A 24,188-nucleotide genomic window follows, 5' to 3' on the forward strand; every position below is an offset into this window, starting at 1 on the left:
GTACATGTATGTCAATATCTTTTTTAAATGATTATTCATTTCTGTAAAAGAACATATGCAGCAGGTAGCCGTCTATCCGGTAATGGTATTTCTAATAAAAAAGCCGGCAACTTACCGGCTCATGCTATTATGCTAATTTTACGCGTCTTGCGAAATCTTTAAATCGAAATTTATCCGGGCGGTGTCTTGCATTGGTATATTGAAAGATTCGTGCATCATCAAGATAGGAGCAGGACTCCACATTCACAACCATATCATACTGTTTCATATCCAGAACCTTCGTATCCAGACCGCTCACGTTCTGGCATGTGATTTCCTTTTCCGCATAGGCGATTTTCAGATGCAGGGTATCTTCAATATAGGAGTACAATGACTGTTCCAGAATCTCTTCGTTCAGCTCCGGAATAATAGAAGCATCCAGTATATCCGTATCCAGAATAACGGCTTCATGGTCAATGATCCGAACCCTTTGGACAAGCCAGATTTCATCCTCCGGGCTCATATGAAACAATTGCCGGATACGGGCATCCGGATGAGTTTTTTCAAGACAAATCACCTTTGTCTGCACATCCTGTTCCATTTTATCGGCAAGCTCCTTAAAGCTGACAACACCGGAAACCGGAAAGTCATAGCGCTGTCGGTCCAGAACAATACTTCCTCTTCCCTTGGATTTCTGTATATATCCGTTTTGTGCAAGCAGCAGCAACGCTTTTCGAATGGTATCTCTGGATGCTTCATAGATTTTCATAAGCTCATATTCACCGGGAAGCGTATCTCCGGCTGCATAGAGATTCTGTTCAATTCTTCCTAATATATCCTTGTAAATCGCTTCGTATTTCGACATTGTCATCACCTACTTGATTTTATCATGTACGTACAAATTCGTCAAAGGGAATTCTGTTTTCATAAAATCAAATATCGTATTCGCTTCGTACGGCTTCATATATCTGACGTGTAATCTCGTCGAAGCATACCAGATAAACAATCTTTATACAGGTTTCCTTTTCTTCCAGTATTGTCCGGATGGCAATGCGGGCAGCCTGTTCCAAGGGGAAGTGATATACGCCGGTACTAATGGCAGGAAAAGCGATGGAGGTTATATGATACTCCTTCGCCAGCTTCATACAGCTTCGATAGCAGCTTTCCAGCAACTCGCATTCCCCATGATTTCCACCCTGCCATATCGGACCCGGTGTATGAATTACATAGGAACAAGGCAGCCGGTATCCCTTTGTGATTTTTGCTTCTCCTGTCTTGCACCCGTGAAGGGTACGGCACTCTTCTAAAAGCTCAGGTCCGGCAGCACGATGAATTGCTCCGTCGACACCGCCTCCCCCAAGCAGGGAAACATTGGCTGCATTCACGATGGCATCCACCTGCAGGGTTGTAATGTCGCCTGATAAAATCTTTATCATCATATCATTCCCTCACTCATGAAATATCGTCTGAATGAAATTTTTCGGTCCGTGTCTATACAGCAGAACAATGCCTTCTTTGCCAAGGTCACGATAAATATCATCAAAATAAAACATGCCTGCAACAGAGGGGAACTGATTCCAGAATTCCTGTGTCACGGCACTGACCAGGATCTTATGCTGTAAGGCTTTTGTTTCCACCTGCAGCGCCTGTGAAAGAAGACCGAAGGCACGCTCCTTATGCGCTTCATATTTCTGTGTATAAAACTTATAGCTGCTGCAGGAAGCATTCCATGCCAGATAATTCGCAAGACCGTTTGTGAATGCCAGATGGTTTAACAGGCTGAGATATTTACGGGAACGCACAGGGAACTGCTTCTGAATCAGATACTTTGATAGCTCGAAGGTCAGATAATTCTGCAAAATATAGGTCATCTGTGAAACGATACGGGTATAATCAGCAATATGAATCAGATCAATCAGGATACAAAGCCCTTCCTCAGATTTCACAATGCGGTTTTCCTTTGTGCCGACAACCGCCATGATACAGACAGTCTTCAGCTGCTCCCTGTAATTGGGAAAAACAGCCTCAAAAAGCTCTTTATTAAAGGTCGGAAATTCTTCTACGATGCTTTCCAGCTGCGAGTCCAGCTCCTGTACGATATCCCTTCGTTTCGGATCAGCCTCCTTGTACTCCTGCAGCAGGTAAAAATGCTTTTCCTCTGTTACAGGTCTTCCTTCCAGAAATGCGGCAGCTATGCGATTGTCATACAGCATAAAAGACCCCTCCTTTTGTAATTCATTATATCACGTTTCCATCACCTGCGTGAATGTTTTGCCATATCCCTTATAAGATGCACATTCCAGGGGAAAGCTAACAGAGAGGATGTGATTATATGAGAAAAGAAGTATGGCGTGATGTGATTTTAAGCAGTGTGGCATTTCTTGCACTGATGTGGGTTGCTTTTTTCTGGGCCCAGAAATATTTCCCGATGGAGCAGGATAGTGCTGCAGTCGCCAAGGTGGAAGAAAAAAAGGTTGCGTATTTAACCTTTGATGACGGTCCCAGCAAGCACACGCAGGAGGTACTGGATATTCTGGATACCTACCATGTCAAGGCTACGTTTTTTGTGACGGGAAGCAATCCGGAGTATTACGACCTGATTAAGAAAGCGGATGCTAAGGGGCATGCGATCGGTATTCATACCTTCTCCCATGATTATGGCAAAATCTATTCCAGTGAGGAGGCGTATTTTGAGGATGTCAATAAAACGAATGCGCTGATTGAAAAACAGACGGGACATAAGGTGAATATCCTGCGCTTTCCAGGAGGCACCAGCAATACGGTATCCAGAAAGTACAGCAGCGGCATTATGAGTACGCTGGCAGCTTCTGTAACGCAAAAAGGGTATGAATACTATGACTGGAATGCTTCCAACGGGGATGGAAACTGTTATGTAGGCAGTGATTCACTGATCAATACGGCATTAAAGGAAATCAGGGATAAAAAAGAGGTAATGATTCTGATGCATGATGGAACCGGAAACAAGGCAACGGTAGAGGCGCTTCCTACGATTCTGAAAAGTATGCTGTCGCAGGGTTATGAGTTTCGTGTCATTGACTCTTCCACACCGGTATTTCATCATCATATCGCAAACTGAGAAAGTATGGTATAATATTTCATATGCAGTTGCTTGACAGGTGATGAAATATGAAAATAACAAGAGAAAAAAATCTGGATGAAATAAAAAACGGATATACAAAGGACAAACGTAATTTTTACCATTGTAATTTTTGCGATGCAGTGTTTGAGGATGGTGAAATTTTTCCGATAAACGGGCATTTTTACCGTGCCGAAAAGGCGGTGCAGATGCATATACAAAAGGAGCATGGTTCTGTGTTTGAACAGCTGCTGCAGCTGGATAAGAAATCCTGCAGTCTGACCGATGTGCAGAAAAAGCTCCTGCAGTATATTCATGAAGGGAAAACCGATAAGGAAATAGCCTCGCTGACAAGTACAAGTGCGTCAACCGTCCGCCATCAGCGCTTTGTTTTCCGAGAAAAAGCAAGACAGGCGAAAATGTATCTGGCTCTATATGAGCTATCGGTGGAGGGTATGATGGATAATCTGCTGGAGGTGCATGACCATGCCGCACAGGTGGATGAGCGCTATGTCGCAACCAGTGAGGATGAGGAGCAGGTGCTGAAGACGATGACGCTCTCTATCGATCCGCTGAAATTAAAGCAGATTCCGGCTAAGGAAAAAAAGAAAATAATCATACTACGAAAAATTTGTGAATTTCTGGAGCCGCATCAGGTATACAGCGAAGAGGAAATCAATGCCTTTTTAAAGCAGATATTCGAGGATTTTGTATCACTGCGCCGCTATCTGATTGAGTACGGCTTTTTGCATCGGACAAAGGATTGTCAGTTCTATTCAATGGATCTAGGAAGAATCCGGGAGGTGGAAGACCATGAATGAAAGCCTGCACTGGTATGAAAATGAGGATCAGGTAAAGCATGTCTCGCGCTGTATGCGAATGTATCCTTTCTAAGATAACGATGAAAGGAGGAGCATAGTATGCAAAGCATCGTACATGCTTACTGGAATGCAATACATGAGCTGCGTTTTCAAGATGTAAGAGAGTTGTTCTGTGATACTGCAGAAATTACATGGCCCAATACGGAGGAAGTCTTTACCCTTGATGAATTTATAGCTGTAAATGAAGCCTATCCCGGAGAATGGGAGGAAGAGGTTCTGAAATGCTATGAAACAGGGGATATGATTATAAGTGAAACAATGGTGAAGGGACAGGAAGTATCCTTTCTTGCCATTGGTTTCTTCACAATACAGGGAGGGAAAATCACTGCCCTGCGTGAGTATTGGACTGCTGTGGAAGCAGTCCCGGAATGGAGAAAAGAGCTGTTAAAAAGCAGATAGGGAATGCATGCATTCCCTGTCTTTTTATCTCACCATTCACGGAGCTTCTGACCGCCGTTCGATACATTGTAATTGTTTCAGCAGACGGATAAAATTATCATATAGATGTTAGATGGTGGATACTATCATCATAGGTATGGAAGAGCTTCTGCTGTTCGTCCCATTCGGTGGAAGTATGCATTGTAAAAGGAGCTGGTTTCATGAAGTTTGCGACAAGTCTTACCAGCCTTGCATGCTGGCTCATGGCAATCGTACCCGGTGTGTATCTGCTCGCCTATCTCAGTGCCCGATACCTTCATTTGCCATCTGCATATTATTATACAATACTGGCGCTGGCTGCCACCGGCTACGCAATATTCCTGTTCCTGGTGTATCGGCTGAAATGCCGTATTCACAATTCCGCGCGCAGCCGGGATGGGGAAACCTCGGCAGACTGCATGAACAGTGATCAGTAGGACGAAAGGGTTATTGAGTAAATAACCTTTTTTTCTCGTCTTTTTGTGATACAATTACGTAGTAAATGGCAGGTGTTTTTATGTTGAATGATACAATAGCCGCAATCTCCACAGCGGCAGTGGATGGGGCAATCTCCATCATCCGAATGAGTGGAGCGGATGCCTTGTCGATTGCGGACAGCATTCTGAATTTTAATGTAGGAGAGAAAAAAAGCCATACGATCAGCTATGGCTATGTTTATGATCAGGAGCACGATGAACTGATTGATGAGGTGCTTGTCAGTGTTTTTCGTGCACCGAAGACCTTTACCTGTGAGGATATCGTAGAAATAAACTGTCATGGCGGACGGTTTATCACAAAGAAAATTCTGCGGCTGTGTCTTGCGCATGGCGCACGTCTTGCGAATCCCGGTGAATTTACACAGCGTGCTTTCTTAAACGGCCGGATTGATCTGACGCAGGCAGAAGCTGTGAATGACATGATACAGGCAGATACCGATGAAAATGCACGCATGGCTGTGCAGGGTATTCGCGGAAGCGTCAGAAAGCTGCTGGAGCCCCTGATTCAGGATCTGCTGGATATTATCGCAAACATTGAGGTAAACATCGATTATCCGGAGTATGATGATGTGGAGCAGCTGAGCAGCGACATCATTCAGCCAAAGGCTGAGGAATGGATGGTGCGTATCCGGCAAATTCTGGACCGTGCACAGAGCGGTCAGCTGTTGAAGGAGGGCATCAAAACAGCAATTGTCGGTAAGCCGAATGTCGGGAAAAGCAGCCTTTTGAATGCGCTGCTTGAGGAAGAGAAGGCGATTGTGACAGATATCGCAGGAACAACACGCGATATAGTGGAAGGACATATCCATTTGCAGGGACTGACTCTGAATCTGATTGATACGGCAGGAATACGGGATACAGAGGATGTTGTGGAACAAATCGGTATCCGGCGAAGCTTACAGGCAATTTCCGAGGCACAGCTTGTAATCGTCGTACTGGACAGCAGCCATGCACTGGATGCGCAGGATGAGGATCTGCTGGAGCTGACGAAGGATAAGACGCGTATCATTGTATACAATAAAACCGATATCTCCCATCGCTGTGAGGGCATATGCATATCCGCAGTCAGTGGTGAGATTGAGCCTTTGATGGCAAAGATACATGAACTGTTCGACAGTCATCAGCTGGTACTGCAGGAGCCGCTGCTGCAAAATGAGCGCCAGATCTCTTTAATGATGAAGGCAGAGAGCTGTATGCGGCAGGCGCTTGCTGCCATGAAGTCGAAAATGGAGCTGGATATCGTTGCTATCGATATACAGGAAGCCTATACAGCCTTAAAGGAGATACTCGGGGAAGTCCATCGTGAGGATCTACTCGACACCTTATTCTCCAATTTCTGTCTGGGGAAATAAGCAGGAGGGAAAAATGTTATGAATACATTGATCGATACACATTGTCATATCACCTGTGATGCCCTGTATGAGCGCATTGACGAGGTATTGGAGAATGCAAGGCAGGCAGGAATAGAAAAAATGCTCATCATCTGTACGGATTTTACTGAATATGAGCGTGCACAGCAGCTAAAGGAGCGCGAACCGGAGCGCTTTGATATCGCACTGGGCTTTCATCCGAACGATTTGTACGCTTTTCAGGAAGCCGATTATGAGCGGCTGGAGGAGCTGCTGAAACAGGAGCGCATTATTGCCGTCGGTGAAATCGGACTGGATTATCATTGGGATGATGTAAAGCCGCAGGACCAGAAGACCGGCTTTATCCGGCAGATCAGGCTTGCGCAAAAATATAACAAACCGATTCTTATTCATATGAGAGAGGCAACGAAGGATACGCTGGACATTCTGAAGGATATGGGTCCGCTGAAGGGGATCATGCATTGCTACAGCGGAAGTAAGGAAGTGGCTATGGAGCTGATAAAAATCGGTTTTTATATATCCTTTGGCGGGCCGCTTACATTTAAAAACTCAAGAGGGGCTCCGGCTACTGTAGAAGCGCTTCCTTTGAACCGGCTGTTTGTGGAAACTGACAGTCCCTATCTGACGCCGCATCCGTTCAGGGGCAAGCAGAATGAGCCGATGTATGTCAGATATACCTTTGACAAGCTGTGTGAAATCAAAGCGGTGGAGAAAGATCTGGCGGCAGAGCAGCTGCGGAAAAATTATGAGGAATTATTTTTAAAATAAGTATACCGGCAGCTGATGGACATCTTAAATTGTAAAAAAAGAAAGTCACCTATCCAACAGATGGAAAGAGCGGCTGATAAAGAAAATGCTGTTATGTGCATAAGAGAAAACCTTTCGCGCATGAGGCATCCTGCCTGCTGTTGCTTTTGATAGAAGTATTCAAAAAAGGTAGACGATTTATAGAAGTCGTCTACCTTTTCAGCAGTCATCAGGTACTGGTAAGCAGGGTACAGCATGTATTACATCAGGATTGCCTTGCCTCTGTATCAGGTATTGATATGTATGAGACACACTGCTTGAATTTGAAAATGCGGATTTGATTCCTGCTACAGCGCTATTTCCAAGCACAGAATTACACAACTGCATGATTAGGGAAAAACGCTATGTAAGTCTTCTGATAAAGGACTTATCCATGGATAAGCATATGTTATGAAAAAAAAAGCCTTTTTTCAAAGGCTTATCAGCAGAAATGGTCGGAATGACAGGATTTGAACCTGCGACCTCTTGCTCCCGAAGCAAGCGCACTACCAAGCTGTGCTACATCCCGATGTCCTATACTATTTTATTCCGTTTTATGAAAATATGCAACAAAAAAAGCGCATTTTCATAAAAAAGCGCTATCTTTTGAAATTTTTGATTTTCTGGAAGGTATCTTCGCTGATCACATGCTCAATATGACAGGCTTCTTCCTCTGCTGTATCCGGTGCAACACCAAGTACATCCTCCAGAAAGGAACGAATAGTCGTATGACGCTGATACACCTTGACAGCCAGCTCTCTTCCCTCCGGAGTAAAATGAATATCCCCATAGGTTTCCTGCTGAACAAGTCCTTTTTCCTTTAATACATTCATAGCCTTATTCACACTTGGCTTGGAAACATCCATTTTTTTTGCCACATCCACACAACGGATCTTGCCGTTTTCATTATCCAGGATCAGCAGTGTTTCCAGATAATCCTCCAACGATTCACCTAATATCACCTTTATCACCTCAATGCCTTTTCATCAATATACCACATATTTGTTATTCTGAACATAAATTTTTATATTTATCTTCCTTGAAGCCGACCGCGATTCCTTTTTCACAAATCAGCAGCGGACGCTTGATCAGCATACCGTTGCCGGCAAGTAAATTCAGCTGCTCCTCCTCGCTAAGCGCCTTCAAGCGATCCTTCAGCTTCAGCTCCTTGTAAACATTTCCGGAGGTATTAAAAAATTTTTTTAATTCCAGTCCACTCTGTTTTACCCACGCACGAAGCTCCTCCACAGTAGGTGTTTCTTCAACGATATGGCGGATTTCCAGCTCCATTCCGGCATCCTGCAGATATTTCTTTGCTTTCCTGCATGTTGAGCAGGTTGGATATTCAATAAACAGCATACGCATAATTTCAGTCTCCCATCTTTTTTATAATCATAACCAAGAATACATGAAATTGCAAATACATTGCCTGTAGGAAGGGTACAATAAGCAAATGTAATGAATAATTCCTATATATATATCGGGTAGAAATGCAATCTGCTTTCGATAAACATGCAAAGGATTTCATACATCATGAATTGCGGCATGTTTTTGGTAAAGCATGCCTACATCCGTTTCCAGCCATCGTATAAACATTCATAAGGTGATATCCCGGTTCCTGTTAAAAGCCGGTAACAAAAAAAGGGTACTGTGATGTCAATGTCATTAAGTTAAGAGGATGAAAACAAACAGGATGCGGTTTTATTTTATCTCATTCTGATAGGATTAAGAGTATTCTGAAAAAAATGCATGACAAAAAGAAGATTTTTCAAGCAATTTATAAACTTTTGAGTTATAACTATATCGTATTAAGAAAAGCGGTAGTTGAAACATACTAGCGTTTGTGATTTCATAAGCCTCTTACATTTTCGATTTTGGCGGATTGGTAAGATATCTTGTGAAATGAGAGTTTCAAGATCAGGCGGGTGACCGCCTTTTCTTTTATAATGCTGGATAAAATAGCGACAATGATGTATCGCCATTTTTTTTGTTTATCGCATAAGAATACTTTTTTTTCTTACCCTTTCCCTTTGGCTTTTTATTTATTATATGATGAGCCATAATAAAAGATATATTATACAGTATCATCCTTGCCCAAATCTCCTGTTGGATGCTTTCTCGTTTTTTCGCATGAACAGCACACAGATCCGCTGAAAATTTAAGGTCACGGAACGATAATTCTATACCCCATCGAGTATTGTATATTTCTTTTATTTCATCCTTACTAAATTCATCCCGGCTTAAATTTGTGATGATGGATTCATATTCTTCACTACCATCCAGCTTAAATCGAACTACACGGAAATGAAGTACATACTCAGGATTATGTTCATCAATAAAATCAAACGTAGATGTAGTAGATAAGAAACGATATTTCTCTGGTTGAGATTTTATATCTTTGGTCTGTTTTCTTGTCAATGTGATATGTAAATCCAAATCAAATTCTTCATCTGGCAGATTGAATTTTCTTAAAAGACTGGAAATCGAGTGTATATCTTTCACACGTATCAAAAAGGACTTACCCGACTGTATGATATGTGCCATAGTATTCCAGGTTGCATAATTTCTATCTGCGATAAAAATAGCATTATCATCGTGAAAACGTTCAACTATTTTCCACATGGCTTCGACCTCGTTCTTACTATGAATCCCTTGAACGATCGTATCTAAATAACGATGGTTTAAAACATCATAGCTGACATTAAGATGAAAAGCAGATAGAAATTTTCCTTTCGATGCACTTTTATGTAACGTATCGGGATCACTAAAATCAAGTGGTATTTGCATTTCAGACCCATCGACCGCAATAAGATGATAGCCCTTATATAAATTATCAGGTGGAAATGCTTTATTCAGTTCATTCAAAATATATTGAAAAACACGTGAAGAAATTTTAGAACGTGCCTGGACAAGTGCAGAGGCAGTTGGGGGATTATTTGAGTAATGGAAAAAATCAAGTAGTTCTTCCCGGATAGGCTTACCCGCCATTGATAAGATGAATGAAATAGTATCTTTAAAAGATAGCTTTCTAGATTTACGAGTGAAATCAGAACTTTCATGTGTGACAAAATGTTGATCATATTTCAAACGATCCGCCTTATTTAAAATCTTATCCAAAGAATTGAAAAGTGTTTTATGGATAGAGATCATACCACAATCCCCTCAATTCTTTTATCAGATATGAAGGTAGAACAAGCATTGAAATTATTACTAAGGATCATATAAGATCACCTCCTATACCTTACAAAAGCGCGAAGTGTAACGGAGCGCACGATTTTTCTGATTTTGTCAAGCCTAAATAAAAAAGACACCTATACTTTTTGTATAAATGTCTCTCATCTATTTTTCTTTAACTTAATGACATTGACTGTGATGTACCCAATAAATTTACTGATTGAAGTAAAAGCCGTCGAAGGTGTATTTATAAACCCGGTAAATATACTTTTCACCCTCCATGGTAAAGGAACGAATCAGCGTATGGTCACTGTCATATTCCTGGAAATTAAATGCCATACCACTGTCCACAACAGTATTGCCACCGATATTCTGCACGCTGGATACATAGGGAGAATACGGAACATCAAATGTATCCACAAGCTCATAGGTGCCCTTGCTTTCATCTACCAGATATTTGTAATATTTGCTAACAGCATCCTCTGCCTTCACCTCGGTAGGGATATTCAGCTGACTCCAGTCATAGGCTGTATTCGTGGAAGAGTATCCGAAATTATTATTGAACATATACAGATAATACTGACCATCAGCCAGAGAATCGTCTTCCACATAGGTTATGGAATGCTGTCCGGTCTGTGAGGTGAAGCTGTTTGCCTTATCCAGCAGCAAATCTGCATAGTCACTGTCTTCCCAATAGGTCTTTTCTCCCATCATATAATCTATTTCCGGTGTGCCATAGATATCCGTGATTTTGACGATGGTGCTTGTTTCCCGGCTGCTCACAAGAATTTCGTTATCTCCCATCCACTGAATGGTATTCAGGTGCGTCCAATCCAGCTCGTCGTTGTCTTTGTCGTATACTGAGGCCTTATAGGTAGGAAACAAATCCCCCATATCCACGACCTGAGACACGGCACCGCTGGAAACATCAAGGCGGATAATCATATCCTCAACCGTATCCTTTGTCGTATCGGTCGCAAGAATCAGCATATCTCCATTATCATCAAAGACGTAATCATGGTGCAGATCATAGTTTCCCAGATCAAATACATTGGTTATCTGTCCCAGTGCATCCATCTCAGCCATCTTATTTGTACTGATACTGTAATACATGCGTTCATTCGCAAACAGCAGACGGTGTGAGCGATAGCCTTCAATTGGAACCTCACCGCGCAGGATACCGTTGTTATCATAATAATACATGAAGTCATCCTCATCACTGTCATTACCGAGAATAACATACAGACCATCGCTGAGCTCTTCTCTGCTGCTACCTTCCTTTGCTTCCAGCTGAATGGATTCGTTTCCTCTTAGGGAGCCGCAGGTATAGGTATATGTGACATCCTTATTCGTACCGTCTTCATATTCCATATGCAGGGTAATCGTATTCTCGTGATCCGGTATCAGACCAATCAGCTGATATTCGTGTGTTCGTGTATAATCACTGTTCAATGTGCGTGTGAAATCCGCAATCTTATCATCCTCCACATGGATCGTGTAGCTGATTTTCGCCCCCTGTGCAGTTGTGAAATAAGTATACATGGAAAGTGTGTTTGTACCAAACGGATTATAGACCATCAAAGCATTGTTTTCGCTGTGGCTCCCCTGTGCAATCTGTTCATCCAGAGTTTTACGAATGGTATTCTGCTTTTCCACATTATAAATTTCCTTTACTGCTGTCTTTCCGGAAACAATACTGCCAATCGTATTTGTCGTATTTGGCTTGGACAGCCAGGCCACCAGACATAGAGATACCGTTGCAATCGTTAAAATCATAGCACTTCTTTTCTTTTTGTTCATTTTTATCACCACAGCTATTGTATCAATGCTCTGTGAAGTTTTTCTGAAGCAGCTGTGAACGCTTTTCAAAAATAAGGGCAATACCATGTGAATCCTGCTGCAGTTAAAAAGACAGTCCGAAGGGACTGTCCATATTATCTGTGGTATAGCTTTTTCGTCTGATATCTGTCTTCGCATGTCAGATTGACATTCAGCTTGCGGAAGGTATTCGCATCCACCTGGGACAGAATCACCGTGCTGTGTGCTTCACAGTCCTTCAGCTTATCCAGCTGCTGCAGGGCTAGATGTGATACCGGATTGGTGGTTGCACTGATGGATAGCGCAATCAGAATTTCATCCGTATGCAGTCTCGGGTTATGATTTCCCAGAGAATTCACCTTCAGCTTCTGAATCGGCTCGATGATGTTTGGTGAAATCAGCGGAATTTCATCGTTAATATTACCCAGTGCCTTCAATGCATTCAGCAAAGCAGCAGAGCTTGCCCCCAGCAATGAGGTTGTTTTTCCTGTTACGATCCGCCCGTCCGGCAATTCGATTGCCACAGCCGGTGCCTCTGTTTCTTCAGATTTATCCAGTGCGGGTTTCACAACATTTCGCTCCTCAGGCTGAATGTTCGCCTGTGACATGATGATTTCTATCTTACCGATGGTATCTTCACTCGTATGTCCTTTTTTATAATCTACTCTGGCTTTATAATAGCGGCGTATGATCTCATCGCTGCTGGCACGCTTTGCGGCCTCATCATTCATAATGCAGTAGCCTGCCATATTCACACCCATATCCGTTGGAGATTTATAAGGGCTTGTTCCAAGGATTTTCTCAAACATGGCATTCAGAACCGGAAAGATTTCAACATCACGGTTATAATTCACGGTCGTTTCGCCATATGCCTCCAGGTGGAACGGGTCGATCATATTGATATCGTTTAAATCCGCAGTTGCAGCCTCATATGCCAGATTCACCGGATGCTTCAGCGGAAGGTTCCAGATCGGGAAGGTTTCAAATTTCGCATATCCCGCCTTGATCCCGCGTTTGTGCTCATGATAGAGCTGAGACAGGCAGGTTGCCATTTTACCGGAGCCGGGTCCCGGTGCCGTTACAACGATCAACGGTTTTGTTGTTTCTATGTATTCATTCTTGCCGTAGCCTTCATCGGATACGATCAAAGGTATATTGTTCGGATACCCTGCGATTGGATAATGCAGATAAACATGGACACCCAGATGCTCCAGATGTGCTTTAAAGGTATCTGCGGAAGCCTGATTCGCATATTGTGTGATGACAACACTGCCGACGTACAGCCCGGTATCACGGAATGCATCAATCAGACGCAGCACCTCAACATCATAGGTGATGCCCATATCGCTTCGTATCTTGTTTTTCTCTATATCATTCGCGGATACCGCAATGACGATTTCCACTTCCTCTTTCAGCTCAAGGAGCATTTCCAGTTTACTATCCGGCTGAAATCCCGGCAGAACTCTGGCAGCATGGTGATCATCAAACAGCTTTCCGCCAAACTCCAGATATAATTTATTGTCAAAATTGCTGATCCGTTCCAAGATGTGCTTGGATTGCAGTTTTAAATACTTGTCATTATCAAATGCCACTTCTTTCATCGTTCCACTCCTTTTCAACCCACTATTTCGTATTATACCAAAAAAGACATGCATTTACTAATTAAATGGGAAAAAATCGGGAATATTTTATGATGTACAGCGGATTCGTATGCAGGAAATGACAAGTTCTTAAGATTTTTCTTTTTATATAGATATCTGTCCTGAAATGCTTTATAATAATAATGCACTTTTGCGCCTGTAAAGAATCACGCGAACAGTAAATCACAATAAAATAGTAATACTGGAAGGAGAATTGTCATGGAAGAAGTTATAAAGATTGAAGGAAAGCATGCATTAGAGGGGACAGTTAGAATCAGTGGTTCGAAAAATGCCACGGTTGCACTGATCCCGGCCGCCATTCTGGCAAATGGACCAGTTACTATTTGTGGAGTTCCTGAAATATCTGATGTACAATCCCTGTCTGTACTGCTGAGAGATCTGGGTGTTCTGGTGGACATCCGTTCTTCTGATACCATTGTTATAGATCCAACTTCAATGGAAAATCGTCCTCTGGTACAGGACGCTGTAAATAAACTTCGCGCTTCCTATTATTTCATGGGAGCACTGCTGGGCAAATACGGCCATGTGGAAATTAAAATGCCGGGAGGCTGCTATCTGGGACCCAGACCGATTGATTTGCATTTAAAGGGCTTTGAAGCATTAGGAGCTGAAATACGCTATGACCACGGCTCCTATATTCTGGATGCACCACAGCTGACAGGAACCAAGATATTTCTGGATATCGCCAGTGTGGGAGCGACCATCAATATTATGATGGCTGCCGTTCATGCAAAGGGAAGAACAACGATTGAGAATGCCGCCAAGGAACCGGAGATTATTGATGTGGCAACACTGCTGAATAAAATGGGTGCCAATATCCGTGGTGCCGGTACAAATGTTATTACGATTGACGGTGTGGATCAGCTGGCCGGATGCTTTCATGAAATCATCCCGGACAGAATTGAGGCTGCCACGTATATCGTGCTTGCCGCCGCAGCCGCAAAGGAGGTACGTATCGACAATATTATTCCGCATCATCTGGAGGCACTGCTTTCCAAGCTGAAGGAAATCGGTACAGATTTGGAAATCGGTGTGGATAATGTGGTGATTCGCGCTTCCAGGGACTTAAAGGCTGCGGATATCAAGACACTGCCATATCCGGGCTTTGCGACAGACATTCAGCAGCCGCTGACAGCACTGCTGACGCAGGCACAGGGACAGTCGATTGTAACGGAAACGATTTATACAGAACGGTTTAAGCATTGTCAGGAATTAAATAAGATGGGGGCAAACATCAATGTAATGATACCGAGCTCCTTTATCAATGGGCCAACACCGTTATCCGGTGCCGAGGTCTATGCGACAGATTTAAGATGCGGTGCCTGTCTTGTGATTGCAGGACTGATCGCAGATGGTGTGACAACCATACACAACATCTATCATATTGAACGCGGATATGAGCATATCGATGAAAAGCTTACAGCTCTCGGCGCAAAAATATGGAGAGAAACAGTAGAATAAGCAAAGAGAAGAACGGCTGGTAACGGCGGTTCTTTTTTCGATTCCTGAATTACCGCAGGCAGTGGTGCTTCCGTTTATTCATTCTGCCGGATATGGAAGTTTCTATTCTGCGAAAATGAGACGAGAAATGTTAAAGGGTTAGGCAACCAGCCTTCACTGCGCATAGAAAAAAATCGCAGGCAGACCTTCGAATATGATATACTGTCCTTAATACAGGGTCTTGTTTCCTGTGAAATATGGCAGATAGGAGAATGTATATGAAATTAAGAGAACATCTGTATCTACTTTCCGGAGGTGTATATGGCAAGCTGGGAAATGTCTATGCCCTTCAGCATGACAGCGGTTATATTCTGATTGACTGCGGACGATATGATGCACTGGATATCATACGGCAGAATATGGCTTACTGGAATATATCCGAACACAAAATCACGCATGTTCTTTTGACGCACGGTCATGATGATCATGCGGGCAGTTCTTCCTGGTTTCAAAGCATGGGGGCACAAATTTATGTAGGGACGGGTGATGAAATGAATATGATCACCGGAAATTTCGGCCCGGAAAGCCCATTTACCAACCATGTGATGCCACCGTGTCATCCGGATGTATGTATTCACGAGGATATGGATATTTCCGTAGGAGGTCTGTGTATCCATGCACTGCGCATGCCGGGACATACCAGCGGCTCCATGCTTTATTATGTAATGCTGGATAAGGAGGCAGTGCTTTTCAGCGGTGACATGTTTTTTGCGGATGGAGAAACCGGTGAAGCAGCCTATACCGGATGGAAAGGCGATATGGCATATGACGGCTTACGTTTGCTGGAAAGCTTTCAAAAGCTCTGGCGGCTTCAGCTGCATCCGGATATGGTAGCCGGCGGACACGGTATACCGGTGATCGGCAGCCATGCAGATCAGATAATTATGCTGGCATATAAATACGCAATGCTGAACAACCGCTAGTTTCCATATACTCTTTCCTATAAACGGCGTATAATAAAGCTGTATAAAAGGAGGAGAAACAAATGAAAAGAATGATTGTGAATGCGGATGATTTCGGCTTCAGTGAGGCGGTAAATCATGGCATATTAAAGGCTATGCAGGAGGGAATTGTCACATCGACTTCAATTATGGCGAATATGCCCGGCTTTGCCCATGCAGTTCAGCTGTATCACGAGCATCCGGATATGGCTGTGGGTGTTCATCTGAATCTTACCTGTTATCGTCCGCTGCTATCCACACATCAAACCCTGGTTACGGAAACCGGCTATTTCCACAAACAGGATGATGTTGCAGGTTATAGTGAATCGGAAATGTATGAAGAATTAAAGGCACAGATAGCTGTGTTCTTGCGCATGGTATTCGGATTGATCATCTGGATTCTCATCACCACATTCATACAACTCAAAAGCTGCAGAAGGTGATGGAAAGACTGAATAAGGAATATGCATTGCCATTTCGCGGCGGCTTTGCATATCCCGTATCCTTTCCGCATGCGCAGCTTTGCATGGATTTCTATGATTCCGGAGTAGGTGACGGATTTGATGTGCCATCCCGCCTATATTGATCAGTTTCTGTATGAAACAACCTCATATTCATGGAAGCGCATGAAGGAGCTGGAAATCCTGTGCAGTGAAGAAGCGGCTGCTCTGCTTCAGCGATATCAGATACAATTGTGTACCTATAAGGAAGTATAAAACATAACGACACGGGGGTGATGCTTATGCTGAGAATAGCGATATTGGAAAATGAAGAGGCTGCGAAAAACATCATGTTTTCTCTTGTACAGTACCTGCAGGAGGAGGACTGCTGCTTCTACTGCTTTAAAAAGATATCCCAGTTCGCAAAAGCGGAGGCGGAGAAGGAATTTCATGTCGTAATTTTTCATGAAAAAATGGAAGTTCCCAGAATAACACAATCCTTTGTTTTACGTAAGCCTCAGCGTATCATCATCTATACAAAGGCGAAAATCAGTGCATCCGAACAGCAGATTCTTCCGTTTTCACGTATATTTTATGTGGAACGAAAACATCTCCAATCAGAGATGGAGAGAATTCTTCCTCATATGCAAAAGCTTCTCCGCAATCAGGATGAGTATTTGTTCTCTTATAACAATGTAAAGGTGCCATTGAAAATCAGCGATATTTATTATATTGAGAAAGAAGGAAAGCTGCTTGTATATCATACACGGCGCGGGGAATTCCGTGAACGTAAGAATATGAAGGATGCCTATGAAATCTTTAAACCGTATAACTTTCTCTGGATTCATGTCAGCTATCTGGTAAATATTATGTATATTATGAAAATTGAGAATGATATGGTCATGCTGCCATCGTTGCATCTGCCCATTTCCAGATCGAAGAAAGCAGAGGTATTAAGCGCCTTCCATAGCTTAATAGAGTAAGATCACAAAATTCCATTTACCTGTAAATTATTCCAAAAAAATTTACATATATGCGATGTTGTATATAATAAACGTGTAAACGGCATTACAAAAGAAAGAGAGCGGTGAAAAGATGGGAAAGTTAGCAGTTAACTATAACGGAGTATCTTCTGCGCAATTTGTTTCTATTGATGTAAAATCGACCTATTGGCCTGGTAGTGGTTCAATTCAAATGGTACTATGAGAAAGAAGTCAATTATTCTTTTCATCTTATTACTTTGTATGGCTTTTGGTGTTGTTTGCTATGTAACGTGGATGAGAGGTATAGAAGAAGCTATTCATTTCATTAAGGAAGATAGCCCAAGAGAAATACTTTGGGGAGAGTCACTGGCCGAGAAAGATTTTGTAGAATTAGATTCTTCTGCCAGGGATGCGACTGTCCTGTTTCATTATGATGATTCCATTATCAATAAAGAACAGTTGCTTACGGTAACAGTTAGCTGCAATGGGTATAAGACAAGCCGGGCTTTCAATTTGACAATTGTTGACAGGGATCCTCCAATTATAAAATATACGGGACCAGTGAAAATAGAAAGTGATCCCAACGTTAGATTAAGTGATTACCTGAAGGTTTATGATGTTCGACCCTATGATAAGGTGGTGTTTGATTTGCAGGAAAAAGATGGGGATAAAGCATACCGCTATTATGAATATACCTGTGATGAAAATAACCAGACCTGTAGTTTTGATGAGGATGCTGTTGGCGTTCATACTGTTCATATATCTGCGTATGACGGGCATGGGAATCAGGCATATAAAACAATAAAGATTATCGTTACATCCCCTGCCTATCATTGAAAATTTGGACTCTAATATTGCTTGGGGATTCTAGTAGAAATGAGATTATGGGAAGTATAACGTAGGTAAATTACCAATTATTCCAAATTTCTGCAAATTATTCCACAACCCTTTACAGCAGCTGTTCAGCGAATATAATAAAGGTGTAAAAGAAATAACAAAGAAAAGAGAGCGGTGAGAAAATGGGACAGTTAGCTAGTTAGATTATTCTGGAACTTGTCATTAGAAGCTGATGCGTGAAAGGGTTTCTTGTATAGGAGCTTGTCAGTGAAAAGAAAGTTATTCGAATATCATAATAATCTAACGTAAAACGGAAATACGGTGTGGATCATCGAAAGTTTAAGCCTGAAGAAGAACTGGTGACAGCAGACAAGGTATCAGGAAATGATATGAGTGATTGTATCAACTGGTAAAACAGAAAACTCCAAGGTAATTTGAATGTTAATACAAGTAGACAAATCGAACGGCTGTTGAATATCGATGGTTAAGTAAATAGATCTATATCTTATGACCGGCTGGACTATGATTTGATGGGAAAGCAAGCGTTTAAGGAGAAACTGATGAGAAACGAAACATGAGAATTGTTGTCCGTTACAAAGATCAGGATGTGTATCCGGTTAACAAAAAGATGTCATAAGAAACCTGAAACTATCTAAACTGATGAGATTGGAAGGATATCATAAGAACCATCACTTCCGGCAAAGTCAGGAAAAAATATAGAAAGCATCAGGAGGAATGCAGATTACGTAAGAAGCAGGGATAAAGCAAATCAGCAACCTGCAACAGATATGGTTAAAAGAAAATACTGCAGATTCCATTAATAGTTCAAATACGAAGCGTTCATTGAAAGCTTGTCATGATGTATTGTAATTTGATTTGAATCCTAAGATTTGTATCTTATACAAAGACATAGATAAGAAGAAATGGATGTGATAAAATACAAGTAAATGATAAAGCCTCTGGCACATGTGAAATGCTGTCAGAGGTTTTTTTAATGCTTCACTTATCCACTTGAATCACAGTGCTGTTGGAGTTCTCACAAGATATGGACTGTTGCTGTATGAACTTCATTCATATCATATGCTATGGATAACCCGTAGCTATTTCAAAGAAAGAACTTTTATTACCTACATGTTGCAGTAAGACAATAGCCTACAGGTTCAATATATCTGTTTTTCTCCCTGTTATAAAGCGATTACATATTACGAGCTGCTCTATGTGGAAAATTCACAAACAAAATGTTTAGTTAGAGAGTGTTCTTTGATATAATAGTAGGTGCTGGAGGGATACTATGTCCAATATATTTCATAAAGAAGACTTTTCCAAGGTGCTTGCAAAGCACGGTATGATATTGCAGGAGCATCAGCTTCGGCAGTTTGAAGAGTACGCATCCATGTTGATCGAATGGAATCAGAAGATAAATCTAACCGCCATAACCGATCCGGATGAGATTTATGAAAAGCATTTTCTGGATTCCATATTGCCTTCCTTTGATATGTCGATACAGGGCAGCTTCTGTGATGTCGGGGCGGGGGCAGGTTTTCCGGGAATACCTTTAAAAATCATATATCCCGAGCTGGAGCTGACAATTGTGGAGACTCTGGGAAAAAGAATTACTTTTTTAAATGCATTATGCGATAAGCTGCAGCTCAAGGGCGTTACCTGTGTACATGAACGCGCTGAGGTCTATGCAAAGGACCATCGGGAAAGCTTTGATATCGTCAGTGCAAGAGCCGTGGCGAATCTGCCGCTACTAAGTGAGCTTTGCATACCGCTGGTGAAGAAGCAGGGCAGCTTCCTCGCACTAAAGGGTGCCAATGGGGATGAAGAATACGCATTGGCTGAAAAAGCAATTCGACTTCTGGGTTGTGAAATGAAGCAGAGGGATGTGCATACATTGTCAGATGGATCACAGCGGATTAATTTCGTTTTTGTAAAAACGAGACCGACACCGAAGAAATATCCGAGACCGTTTGCACAGATGAAGAAAAATCCCCTTTGAGGAGGAATAGAATGAAAGATACAAGAATTGTGGATATTGATCTGGTCGAGCCGAATCCTTATCAGCCGCGTCTGGAATTTGATGATGAAGCGCTGATGGATCTGGCACAATCCATTCGTGAAAACGGGCTGATTCAGCCAATCACGGTTCGCGAGATGGATGGAAGATATCAGATAATTGCAGGTGAGCGAAGATTCCGTGCACTGAAGCTGAACGGTGCTGTTGATGTACCAGTTCTGATCATGGATGCCAATGAAGTGCAAATGGCGGAAATGGCACTGGTTGAAAATATCCAGAGAGAGAATTTGAGTGCGATTGAAGAAGCGAAATCCTATGTGGAGATCATGAAATATTCCGGACTGAATCAGAGTCAGCTGGCATTGCGTGTCGGCAAGAGTCAGTCGTCTATTGCGAATAAAATCCGTCTGTTGAATCTGGATGAGGATGTGCAGGAGGCTGTCAGTACTAAAAAAATCAGTGAACGGCATGCACGGGCACTGATTGGGCTGGATGAAGAAAAACAGCACGATGCCCTCGAAAAAATTGTGAAAAAGGGCATGACGGTTGCACAGACGGAAAAAATGCTGAAGGAACAGGCACAACCGAAAAAAGAAAAGAAAAAAGTGATGCTGAAGGGTATCAGCAAGAATATTAAAATCGCGATCAATACGATCCATCAGGCGATCAGTATGGTGAATCGCGCCGGTACAGCGGCAGAAATAAACGAAGAGGAACATGAGGATGAAGTAATCATTACCATTCGCATTCCAAAATAGAAAGGAAATGATCTTATGGGTAAAATCATAGCGGTATCCAACCAGAAGGGCGGCGTAGGTAAGACGACGACATCAATTAACCTTGCTGCAGGCTTGGGATACCTTGGCAATAAAGTGCTTCTGGTCGATTTTGACCCCCAGGGAAATGCCACTCAGGGTGTCGGTGCAGAGGTCGGTGAGGATAAGCTTTCTGTTTATAATCTGATTATGGAGGATTACAAGGTGGAGGATATCCGGAAGAAGCTGACATCTCCACCAATCGATATTGTTCCTGCAAGTATTGCACTGGCGGGAGCCGATTTGCAAATGGTAAAATTTGAAGTAGGAAAAGAAGAGCTGCTAAAGAATAAGCTGGAGCTGATCAAGGATGAATATGACTTTATCATCATTGACTGTCCGCCTTCTTTGGGACTGTTGAATACAAATGCTTTAACTGCAGCGGATTCTGTAATTATACCGGTACAGTGTGAGTATTATGCACTGGAGGGAGTTACACAGCTGCTTTTGACCATTCGTCTGGTACAGCAGCTCTTCAATCGCAATTTAATGATTGAGGGTGTTGTGCTTACAATGTATGATGCGCGAACAAAGCTGAGCGTTGAGGTACAGCAGGAGGTACGTCAGCACTTTAAGGATCGCGTTTATAAGAATTACATACCGAGAAATGTCAAGCTGAGTGAAGCACCGTCCAGAGGAATGTCGATTTTTGAATACGATGTCCGCTGTGAAGGCGCAAAAGCATATGCAGGGCTGTCGAATGAAGTTGTGAAAATGAATAAGAAAGCAAAAGCCAGATAGGGAGGTGGATGAATGCCGAAAAAAGAGAATAGCGCAAGACTTGGAAAAGGATTGTCTGCCATTTTTGGTGAAGATGTCGGTAATGTGCTGGAGGATATTCAGCAGGGAAAGACTGAGGTTCATGAGGACTCCAAATTTGAGGTTGAGGTAAAGGATGTAAAACCGAATCCGTATCAGCCGCGAAAAAACTTTGATGATGACAAGATTCAGGAGCTGGCTGATTCCATTAAGCTGCATGGTGTTTTTACACCAATTCTGGTTAAGAAAGCCGTTAAGGGCTATGAACTGATTGCCGGAGAACGCCGATTGCGGGCCAGCAAGGTTGCCGGATTAAAAACCATCCCTGCTATTCTAATGGAATTTGATGATCAGCAGATGATGGAAATCGCACTGCTGGAAAATATTCAGCGTGAGGATCTGAATGCCATTGAGGAAGCACAGGGCTATGAAAAGCTGATCAAGAAGCTTGGCTATACACAGGAAGAGCTGGCGAAGCGGATTGGAAAGTCAAGAGAGCATGTGGCGAATATGCTGCGGCTGTTAAAGCTTCCAAAATCGGTACAGCAGTATGTTATCGACAAGCAGCTGAGTATGGGACATGTGCGTGCACTGCTTGGTTTAAAGGATGCATCACAAATTGAGGATGTGGCAAAAAAAGCCATTCAGCTTCATCTGAGTGTGCGTGCTGTGGAAACATTGGTTAAAAATATGAATGAACCGAAAAGCGCACCGGAGAAGAAGCAGCGGGATATCAATCTGGATAGGGTACAGGATCGTCTGCAGAGTCGTTTCCAAACAAGGGTGCGCATTGATGAGAAGCAGATTACTATACGCTATGATGGCAATGAAGATTTAAACCGCCTGCTGGAAATGCTGGGCGGCATTGAGGAAGAATAAAGAAAAAACAAAAGCCAACTGCTTCGATTTCATTTTAGGCAGTATCAAAAACGAAATACGGAAAAAGAGCAGGCTCTTTCAGATGCTTCTTTCTCGATTGTGGGTAAACATAAAACAGGGAGAATGCAACACTATTGTATTTATCAATAGAAGTTGTATTCTCCCTTTTGCATACACCTTAAAGAAAGAACCTTTTAAATTACTCGATTTTTTTTATTTATGAGCCTTTCTATGCAGATGAAGTCCTTTTCTGCATTTTTTATTTTCGTATGAATTATGTGTATTACAAACAGTCATTATTTATACAAATCATCAGACATGTGTCTTGTCACCTGTCATTATATATGCTATACTGAGGCAGATACAACGGTATAGAGAAAGGGAGATGAAGATACTGCATAAATATTAGCGGTATCATCAAAGGATATGACAAAACAGGAAGAAATTAAACAGCTGAAGCTTGAAAAGGATGCCGTATTGCTGGCACATTACTACGTACCTGCAGAGGTACAGGAGATTGCAGACTATGTAGGAGATTCCTTCTATCTGAGTAAGGTGGCGTCCAAACTGACGAATAAGGTGTTGGTTTTTTGCGGAGTTTCCTTCATGGGAGAGAGTGGAAAGCTATTAAATCCGGACAAAGCAGTGCTGATGCCGGATGCATCTGCTGACTGTCCGATGGCACATATGGTAACAAAAGCAGAGATTGATGACGTAAGGGCACGCTATGAGGACCTTGCAGTTGTATGCTATATCAACTCGACTGCTGAGATCAAATCATGGTCAGATGTATGCGTCACCTCAGCGAATGCAGTGCAGATTGTGAAGAAGCTGCCCAATCAGAATATTTTATTTATCCCGGATAAAAATCTGGGACGTTATGTAGCAGAGCAGGTTCCGGAAAAGAATGTCATGCTGGTAAAGGGATACTGTCCGGTTCATGAGGAAATGAAGGTAAAGGAAATCCAGGAGCTGAAGCAGCTGCATCCGCTTGCGGAAGTGCTTGCTCATCCGGAGTGTAATGCCTCTGTGCTTTCGATTGCAGATTATATCGGTTCAACAACCGGGATTTTGAAGCAGGCTGCTGCAAGCAATGCAAAGGAGTTTATCATTGCTACGGAGATTGGTGTCCGCTATGAGCTTGAAAAGCAGAATCCTAAGAAGACATTTTACTTTCCGAAAACAGAGCCGGTATGCATGGATATGAAAAAGATTACACTGGATGGTATTCTGCATGTCCTGCGCACTGGAGAAAATGGTGCAGCTGTAGCTTCAAATATCGCTGAGCCATCAAAGGCAACCCTGAACAGAATGCTGGAGCTTGCGGCGTAAAC

The 24,188-nt window shown here is 42.5% G+C and carries 24 protein-coding genes, 1 tRNA gene and 1 pseudogene; 17 read left to right on the top strand and 9 right to left on the bottom strand.

The features are described 5' to 3' along the window. Positions 1-127 precede the first annotated feature (127 nt). From treR to ACG3M1_RS00600, 3 genes are all read right to left on the bottom strand, one after another. Entirely contained in the window at positions 128-844 is a 717-nt protein-coding gene (gene treR / locus ACG3M1_RS00590) for a trehalose operon repressor (protein ID WP_008818111.1), read from the bottom strand. A 67-nt stretch (positions 845-911) separates the two neighbouring features. After that, a complete protein-coding gene (locus ACG3M1_RS00595) occupies positions 912-1,418 on the bottom strand; it encodes an O-acetyl-ADP-ribose deacetylase (protein ID WP_008818112.1) in 507 nt (168 codons plus the stop codon). 9 nt (positions 1,419-1,427) lie between these two features. Further along, positions 1,428-2,192: a hypothetical protein gene (locus ACG3M1_RS00600; RefSeq protein ID WP_009270133.1), complete on the bottom strand. Its 765-nt coding sequence runs from the start codon at positions 2,190-2,192 to the stop codon at positions 1,428-1,430. Positions 2,193-2,311: 119 nt separating this feature from the next. On the opposite strand from ACG3M1_RS00600, the gene ACG3M1_RS00605 reads away from it, so the two are divergent. The 6 genes from ACG3M1_RS00605 (at position 2,312) to ACG3M1_RS00630 (ending at position 7,009) form a co-directional block, all read left to right on the top strand. Further along, a complete protein-coding gene (locus ACG3M1_RS00605; RefSeq protein WP_002606818.1) occupies positions 2,312-3,076 on the top strand; it encodes a polysaccharide deacetylase family protein in 765 nt (254 codons plus the stop codon). 50 nt (positions 3,077-3,126) lie between these two features. After that, positions 3,127-3,897, top strand: coding sequence for a DUF2087 domain-containing protein (locus ACG3M1_RS00610; protein ID WP_002606819.1), 771 nt, complete (start codon positions 3,127-3,129; stop codon positions 3,895-3,897). 99 nt (positions 3,898-3,996) lie between these two features. Next, positions 3,997-4,356 carry a nuclear transport factor 2 family protein gene (locus tag ACG3M1_RS00615; RefSeq protein ID WP_008818114.1) on the top strand — a complete coding sequence of 120 codons (360 nt, stop codon included), beginning with the start codon at positions 3,997-3,999 and terminating at the stop codon, positions 4,354-4,356. A 200-nt stretch (positions 4,357-4,556) separates the two neighbouring features. Further along, positions 4,557-4,811 carry a hypothetical protein gene (locus ACG3M1_RS00620; RefSeq protein ID WP_002606821.1) on the top strand — a complete coding sequence of 85 codons (255 nt, stop codon included), beginning with the start codon at positions 4,557-4,559 and terminating at the stop codon, positions 4,809-4,811. An 80-nt stretch (positions 4,812-4,891) separates the two neighbouring features. Next, a complete protein-coding gene (gene mnmE / locus ACG3M1_RS00625; protein WP_008818115.1) occupies positions 4,892-6,223 on the top strand; it encodes a tRNA uridine-5-carboxymethylaminomethyl(34) synthesis GTPase MnmE in 1,332 nt (443 codons plus the stop codon). Positions 6,224-6,241: 18 nt separating this feature from the next. Next, positions 6,242-7,009 carry a TatD family hydrolase gene (locus ACG3M1_RS00630; RefSeq protein ID WP_021420181.1) on the top strand — a complete coding sequence of 256 codons (768 nt, stop codon included), beginning with the start codon at positions 6,242-6,244 and terminating at the stop codon, positions 7,007-7,009. A 470-nt stretch (positions 7,010-7,479) separates the two neighbouring features. On the opposite strand, the gene ACG3M1_RS00635 is transcribed toward ACG3M1_RS00630, so the two are convergent. The 6 genes from ACG3M1_RS00635 to ACG3M1_RS00660 form a co-directional block, all read right to left on the bottom strand. Beyond that, positions 7,480-7,556, bottom strand: a tRNA-Pro gene (locus tag ACG3M1_RS00635). A gap of 70 nt (positions 7,557-7,626) precedes the next feature. Further along, positions 7,627-7,989: a metal-dependent transcriptional regulator gene (locus ACG3M1_RS00640; protein WP_008818117.1), complete on the bottom strand. Its 363-nt coding sequence runs from the start codon at positions 7,987-7,989 to the stop codon at positions 7,627-7,629. A gap of 43 nt (positions 7,990-8,032) precedes the next feature. Then, on the bottom strand, positions 8,033-8,392 hold the full coding sequence (locus ACG3M1_RS00645) for an arsenate reductase family protein (RefSeq protein ID WP_009270137.1): 360 nt from the start codon (positions 8,390-8,392) through the stop codon (positions 8,033-8,035). A gap of 576 nt (positions 8,393-8,968) precedes the next feature. Further along, complete coding sequence (locus ACG3M1_RS00650; RefSeq protein ID WP_395814686.1) at positions 8,969-10,177, bottom strand: IS4 family transposase; 1,209 nt, start codon at positions 10,175-10,177, stop codon at positions 8,969-8,971. Between the two features lie 237 nt (positions 10,178-10,414). Continuing rightward, on the bottom strand, positions 10,415-12,001 hold the full coding sequence (locus ACG3M1_RS00655) for an aryl-sulfate sulfotransferase (RefSeq protein ID WP_224720928.1): 1,587 nt from the start codon (positions 11,999-12,001) through the stop codon (positions 10,415-10,417). A gap of 134 nt (positions 12,002-12,135) precedes the next feature. After that, positions 12,136-13,620 (bottom strand): DUF1846 domain-containing protein, encoded by a 1,485-nt coding sequence (locus ACG3M1_RS00660; protein ID WP_008818120.1) that lies wholly within the window; start codon positions 13,618-13,620, stop codon positions 12,136-12,138. 258 nt (positions 13,621-13,878) lie between these two features. Here ACG3M1_RS00660 and ACG3M1_RS00665 point away from each other — a divergent pair, with 258 nt between their 5' ends. The 11 genes and pseudogenes from ACG3M1_RS00665 to nadA all read left to right on the top strand — a co-directional run bounded on the left by ACG3M1_RS00665 (position 13,879) and on the right by nadA (position 24,186). Then, on the top strand, positions 13,879-15,141 hold the full coding sequence (locus ACG3M1_RS00665; RefSeq protein ID WP_002606828.1) for a UDP-N-acetylglucosamine 1-carboxyvinyltransferase: 1,263 nt from the start codon (positions 13,879-13,881) through the stop codon (positions 15,139-15,141). Between the two features lie 257 nt (positions 15,142-15,398). After that, entirely contained in the window at positions 15,399-16,103 is a 705-nt protein-coding gene (locus ACG3M1_RS00670; protein WP_009270140.1) for an MBL fold metallo-hydrolase, read from the top strand. Between the two features lie 71 nt (positions 16,104-16,174). Next, a pseudogene (locus ACG3M1_RS00675) lies at positions 16,175-16,545 on the top strand (ChbG/HpnK family deacetylase); the annotation flags it as partial. A gap of 18 nt (positions 16,546-16,563) precedes the next feature. Then, positions 16,564-16,707, top strand: coding sequence for a hypothetical protein (locus ACG3M1_RS00680; protein WP_009270142.1), 144 nt, complete (start codon positions 16,564-16,566; stop codon positions 16,705-16,707). A gap of 156 nt (positions 16,708-16,863) precedes the next feature. Continuing rightward, positions 16,864-17,544 carry a LytR/AlgR family response regulator transcription factor gene (locus ACG3M1_RS00685; RefSeq protein ID WP_008818124.1) on the top strand — a complete coding sequence of 227 codons (681 nt, stop codon included), beginning with the start codon at positions 16,864-16,866 and terminating at the stop codon, positions 17,542-17,544. A gap of 219 nt (positions 17,545-17,763) precedes the next feature. Then, positions 17,764-18,381 (top strand): hypothetical protein, encoded by a 618-nt coding sequence (locus ACG3M1_RS00690; protein ID WP_008818125.1) that lies wholly within the window; start codon positions 17,764-17,766, stop codon positions 18,379-18,381. Between the two features lie 1,291 nt (positions 18,382-19,672). Next, on the top strand, positions 19,673-20,383 hold the full coding sequence (rsmG, locus tag ACG3M1_RS00695; RefSeq protein ID WP_008818140.1) for a 16S rRNA (guanine(527)-N(7))-methyltransferase RsmG: 711 nt from the start codon (positions 19,673-19,675) through the stop codon (positions 20,381-20,383). An 11-nt stretch (positions 20,384-20,394) separates the two neighbouring features. Further along, positions 20,395-21,159, top strand: a complete 765-nt coding sequence (locus ACG3M1_RS00700) for a ParB/RepB/Spo0J family partition protein (protein ID WP_021420115.1) — start codon at positions 20,395-20,397, stop codon at positions 21,157-21,159. A 15-nt stretch (positions 21,160-21,174) separates the two neighbouring features. Then, the gene (locus ACG3M1_RS00705) at positions 21,175-21,957 is read left to right on the top strand and encodes a ParA family protein (protein WP_002606836.1); all 783 of its coding nucleotides are present in this window, start codon (positions 21,175-21,177) and stop codon (positions 21,955-21,957) included. 12 nt (positions 21,958-21,969) lie between these two features. Then, positions 21,970-22,854: a ParB/RepB/Spo0J family partition protein gene (locus ACG3M1_RS00710; RefSeq protein ID WP_022299950.1), complete on the top strand. Its 885-nt coding sequence runs from the start codon at positions 21,970-21,972 to the stop codon at positions 22,852-22,854. Between the two features lie 426 nt (positions 22,855-23,280). After that, positions 23,281-24,186 (top strand): quinolinate synthase NadA, encoded by a 906-nt coding sequence (gene nadA / locus ACG3M1_RS00715; protein ID WP_009270144.1) that lies wholly within the window; start codon positions 23,281-23,283, stop codon positions 24,184-24,186. Positions 24,187-24,188: the final 2 nt, after the last annotated feature.

It is taken from the genome of Clostridium sp. 10cd* (genome assembly GCF_044336395.1).
GTDB classification, from domain to species: domain Bacteria; phylum Bacillota_I; class Bacilli_A; order Erysipelotrichales; family Erysipelotrichaceae; genus Clostridium_AQ; species Clostridium_AQ innocuum.

Coding starts and splice junctions, on each gene's coding strand:
- ACG3M1_RS00660 (WP_008818120.1), bottom strand. CDS start 13,620: ATGAAAGAAGTGGCATTTGATAATGACAAGTATTTAAAACTGCAATCC.
- ACG3M1_RS00690 (WP_008818125.1), top strand. CDS start 17,764: ATGAGAAAGAAGTCAATTATTCTTTTCATCTTATTACTTTGTATGGCT.
- ACG3M1_RS00710 (WP_022299950.1), top strand. CDS start 21,970: ATGCCGAAAAAAGAGAATAGCGCAAGACTTGGAAAAGGATTGTCTGCC.
- ACG3M1_RS00665 (WP_002606828.1), top strand. CDS start 13,879: ATGGAAGAAGTTATAAAGATTGAAGGAAAGCATGCATTAGAGGGGACA.
- ACG3M1_RS00645 (WP_009270137.1), bottom strand. CDS start 8,392: ATGCGTATGCTGTTTATTGAATATCCAACCTGCTCAACATGCAGGAAA.
- ACG3M1_RS00600 (WP_009270133.1), bottom strand. CDS start 2,192: ATGCTGTATGACAATCGCATAGCTGCCGCATTTCTGGAAGGAAGACCT.
- ACG3M1_RS00605 (WP_002606818.1), top strand. CDS start 2,312: ATGAGAAAAGAAGTATGGCGTGATGTGATTTTAAGCAGTGTGGCATTT.
- ACG3M1_RS00620 (WP_002606821.1), top strand. CDS start 4,557: ATGAAGTTTGCGACAAGTCTTACCAGCCTTGCATGCTGGCTCATGGCA.
- ACG3M1_RS00705 (WP_002606836.1), top strand. CDS start 21,175: ATGGGTAAAATCATAGCGGTATCCAACCAGAAGGGCGGCGTAGGTAAG.
- ACG3M1_RS00655 (WP_224720928.1), bottom strand. CDS start 12,001: ATGAACAAAAAGAAAAGAAGTGCTATGATTTTAACGATTGCAACGGTA.
- ACG3M1_RS00630 (WP_021420181.1), top strand. CDS start 6,242: ATGAATACATTGATCGATACACATTGTCATATCACCTGTGATGCCCTG.
- ACG3M1_RS00595 (WP_008818112.1), bottom strand. CDS start 1,418: ATGATGATAAAGATTTTATCAGGCGACATTACAACCCTGCAGGTGGAT.
- nadA (WP_009270144.1), top strand. CDS start 23,281: ATGACAAAACAGGAAGAAATTAAACAGCTGAAGCTTGAAAAGGATGCC.
- ACG3M1_RS00700 (WP_021420115.1), top strand. CDS start 20,395: ATGAAAGATACAAGAATTGTGGATATTGATCTGGTCGAGCCGAATCCT.
- ACG3M1_RS00670 (WP_009270140.1), top strand. CDS start 15,399: ATGAAATTAAGAGAACATCTGTATCTACTTTCCGGAGGTGTATATGGC.
- treR (WP_008818111.1), bottom strand. CDS start 844: ATGTCGAAATACGAAGCGATTTACAAGGATATATTAGGAAGAATTGAA.
- ACG3M1_RS00610 (WP_002606819.1), top strand. CDS start 3,127: ATGAAAATAACAAGAGAAAAAAATCTGGATGAAATAAAAAACGGATAT.
- ACG3M1_RS00650 (WP_395814686.1), bottom strand. CDS start 10,177: ATGATCTCTATCCATAAAACACTTTTCAATTCTTTGGATAAGATTTTA.
- rsmG (WP_008818140.1), top strand. CDS start 19,673: ATGTCCAATATATTTCATAAAGAAGACTTTTCCAAGGTGCTTGCAAAG.
- ACG3M1_RS00680 (WP_009270142.1), top strand. CDS start 16,564: ATGGAAAGACTGAATAAGGAATATGCATTGCCATTTCGCGGCGGCTTT.
- mnmE (WP_008818115.1), top strand. CDS start 4,892: ATGTTGAATGATACAATAGCCGCAATCTCCACAGCGGCAGTGGATGGG.
- ACG3M1_RS00685 (WP_008818124.1), top strand. CDS start 16,864: ATGCTGAGAATAGCGATATTGGAAAATGAAGAGGCTGCGAAAAACATC.
- ACG3M1_RS00615 (WP_008818114.1), top strand. CDS start 3,997: ATGCAAAGCATCGTACATGCTTACTGGAATGCAATACATGAGCTGCGT.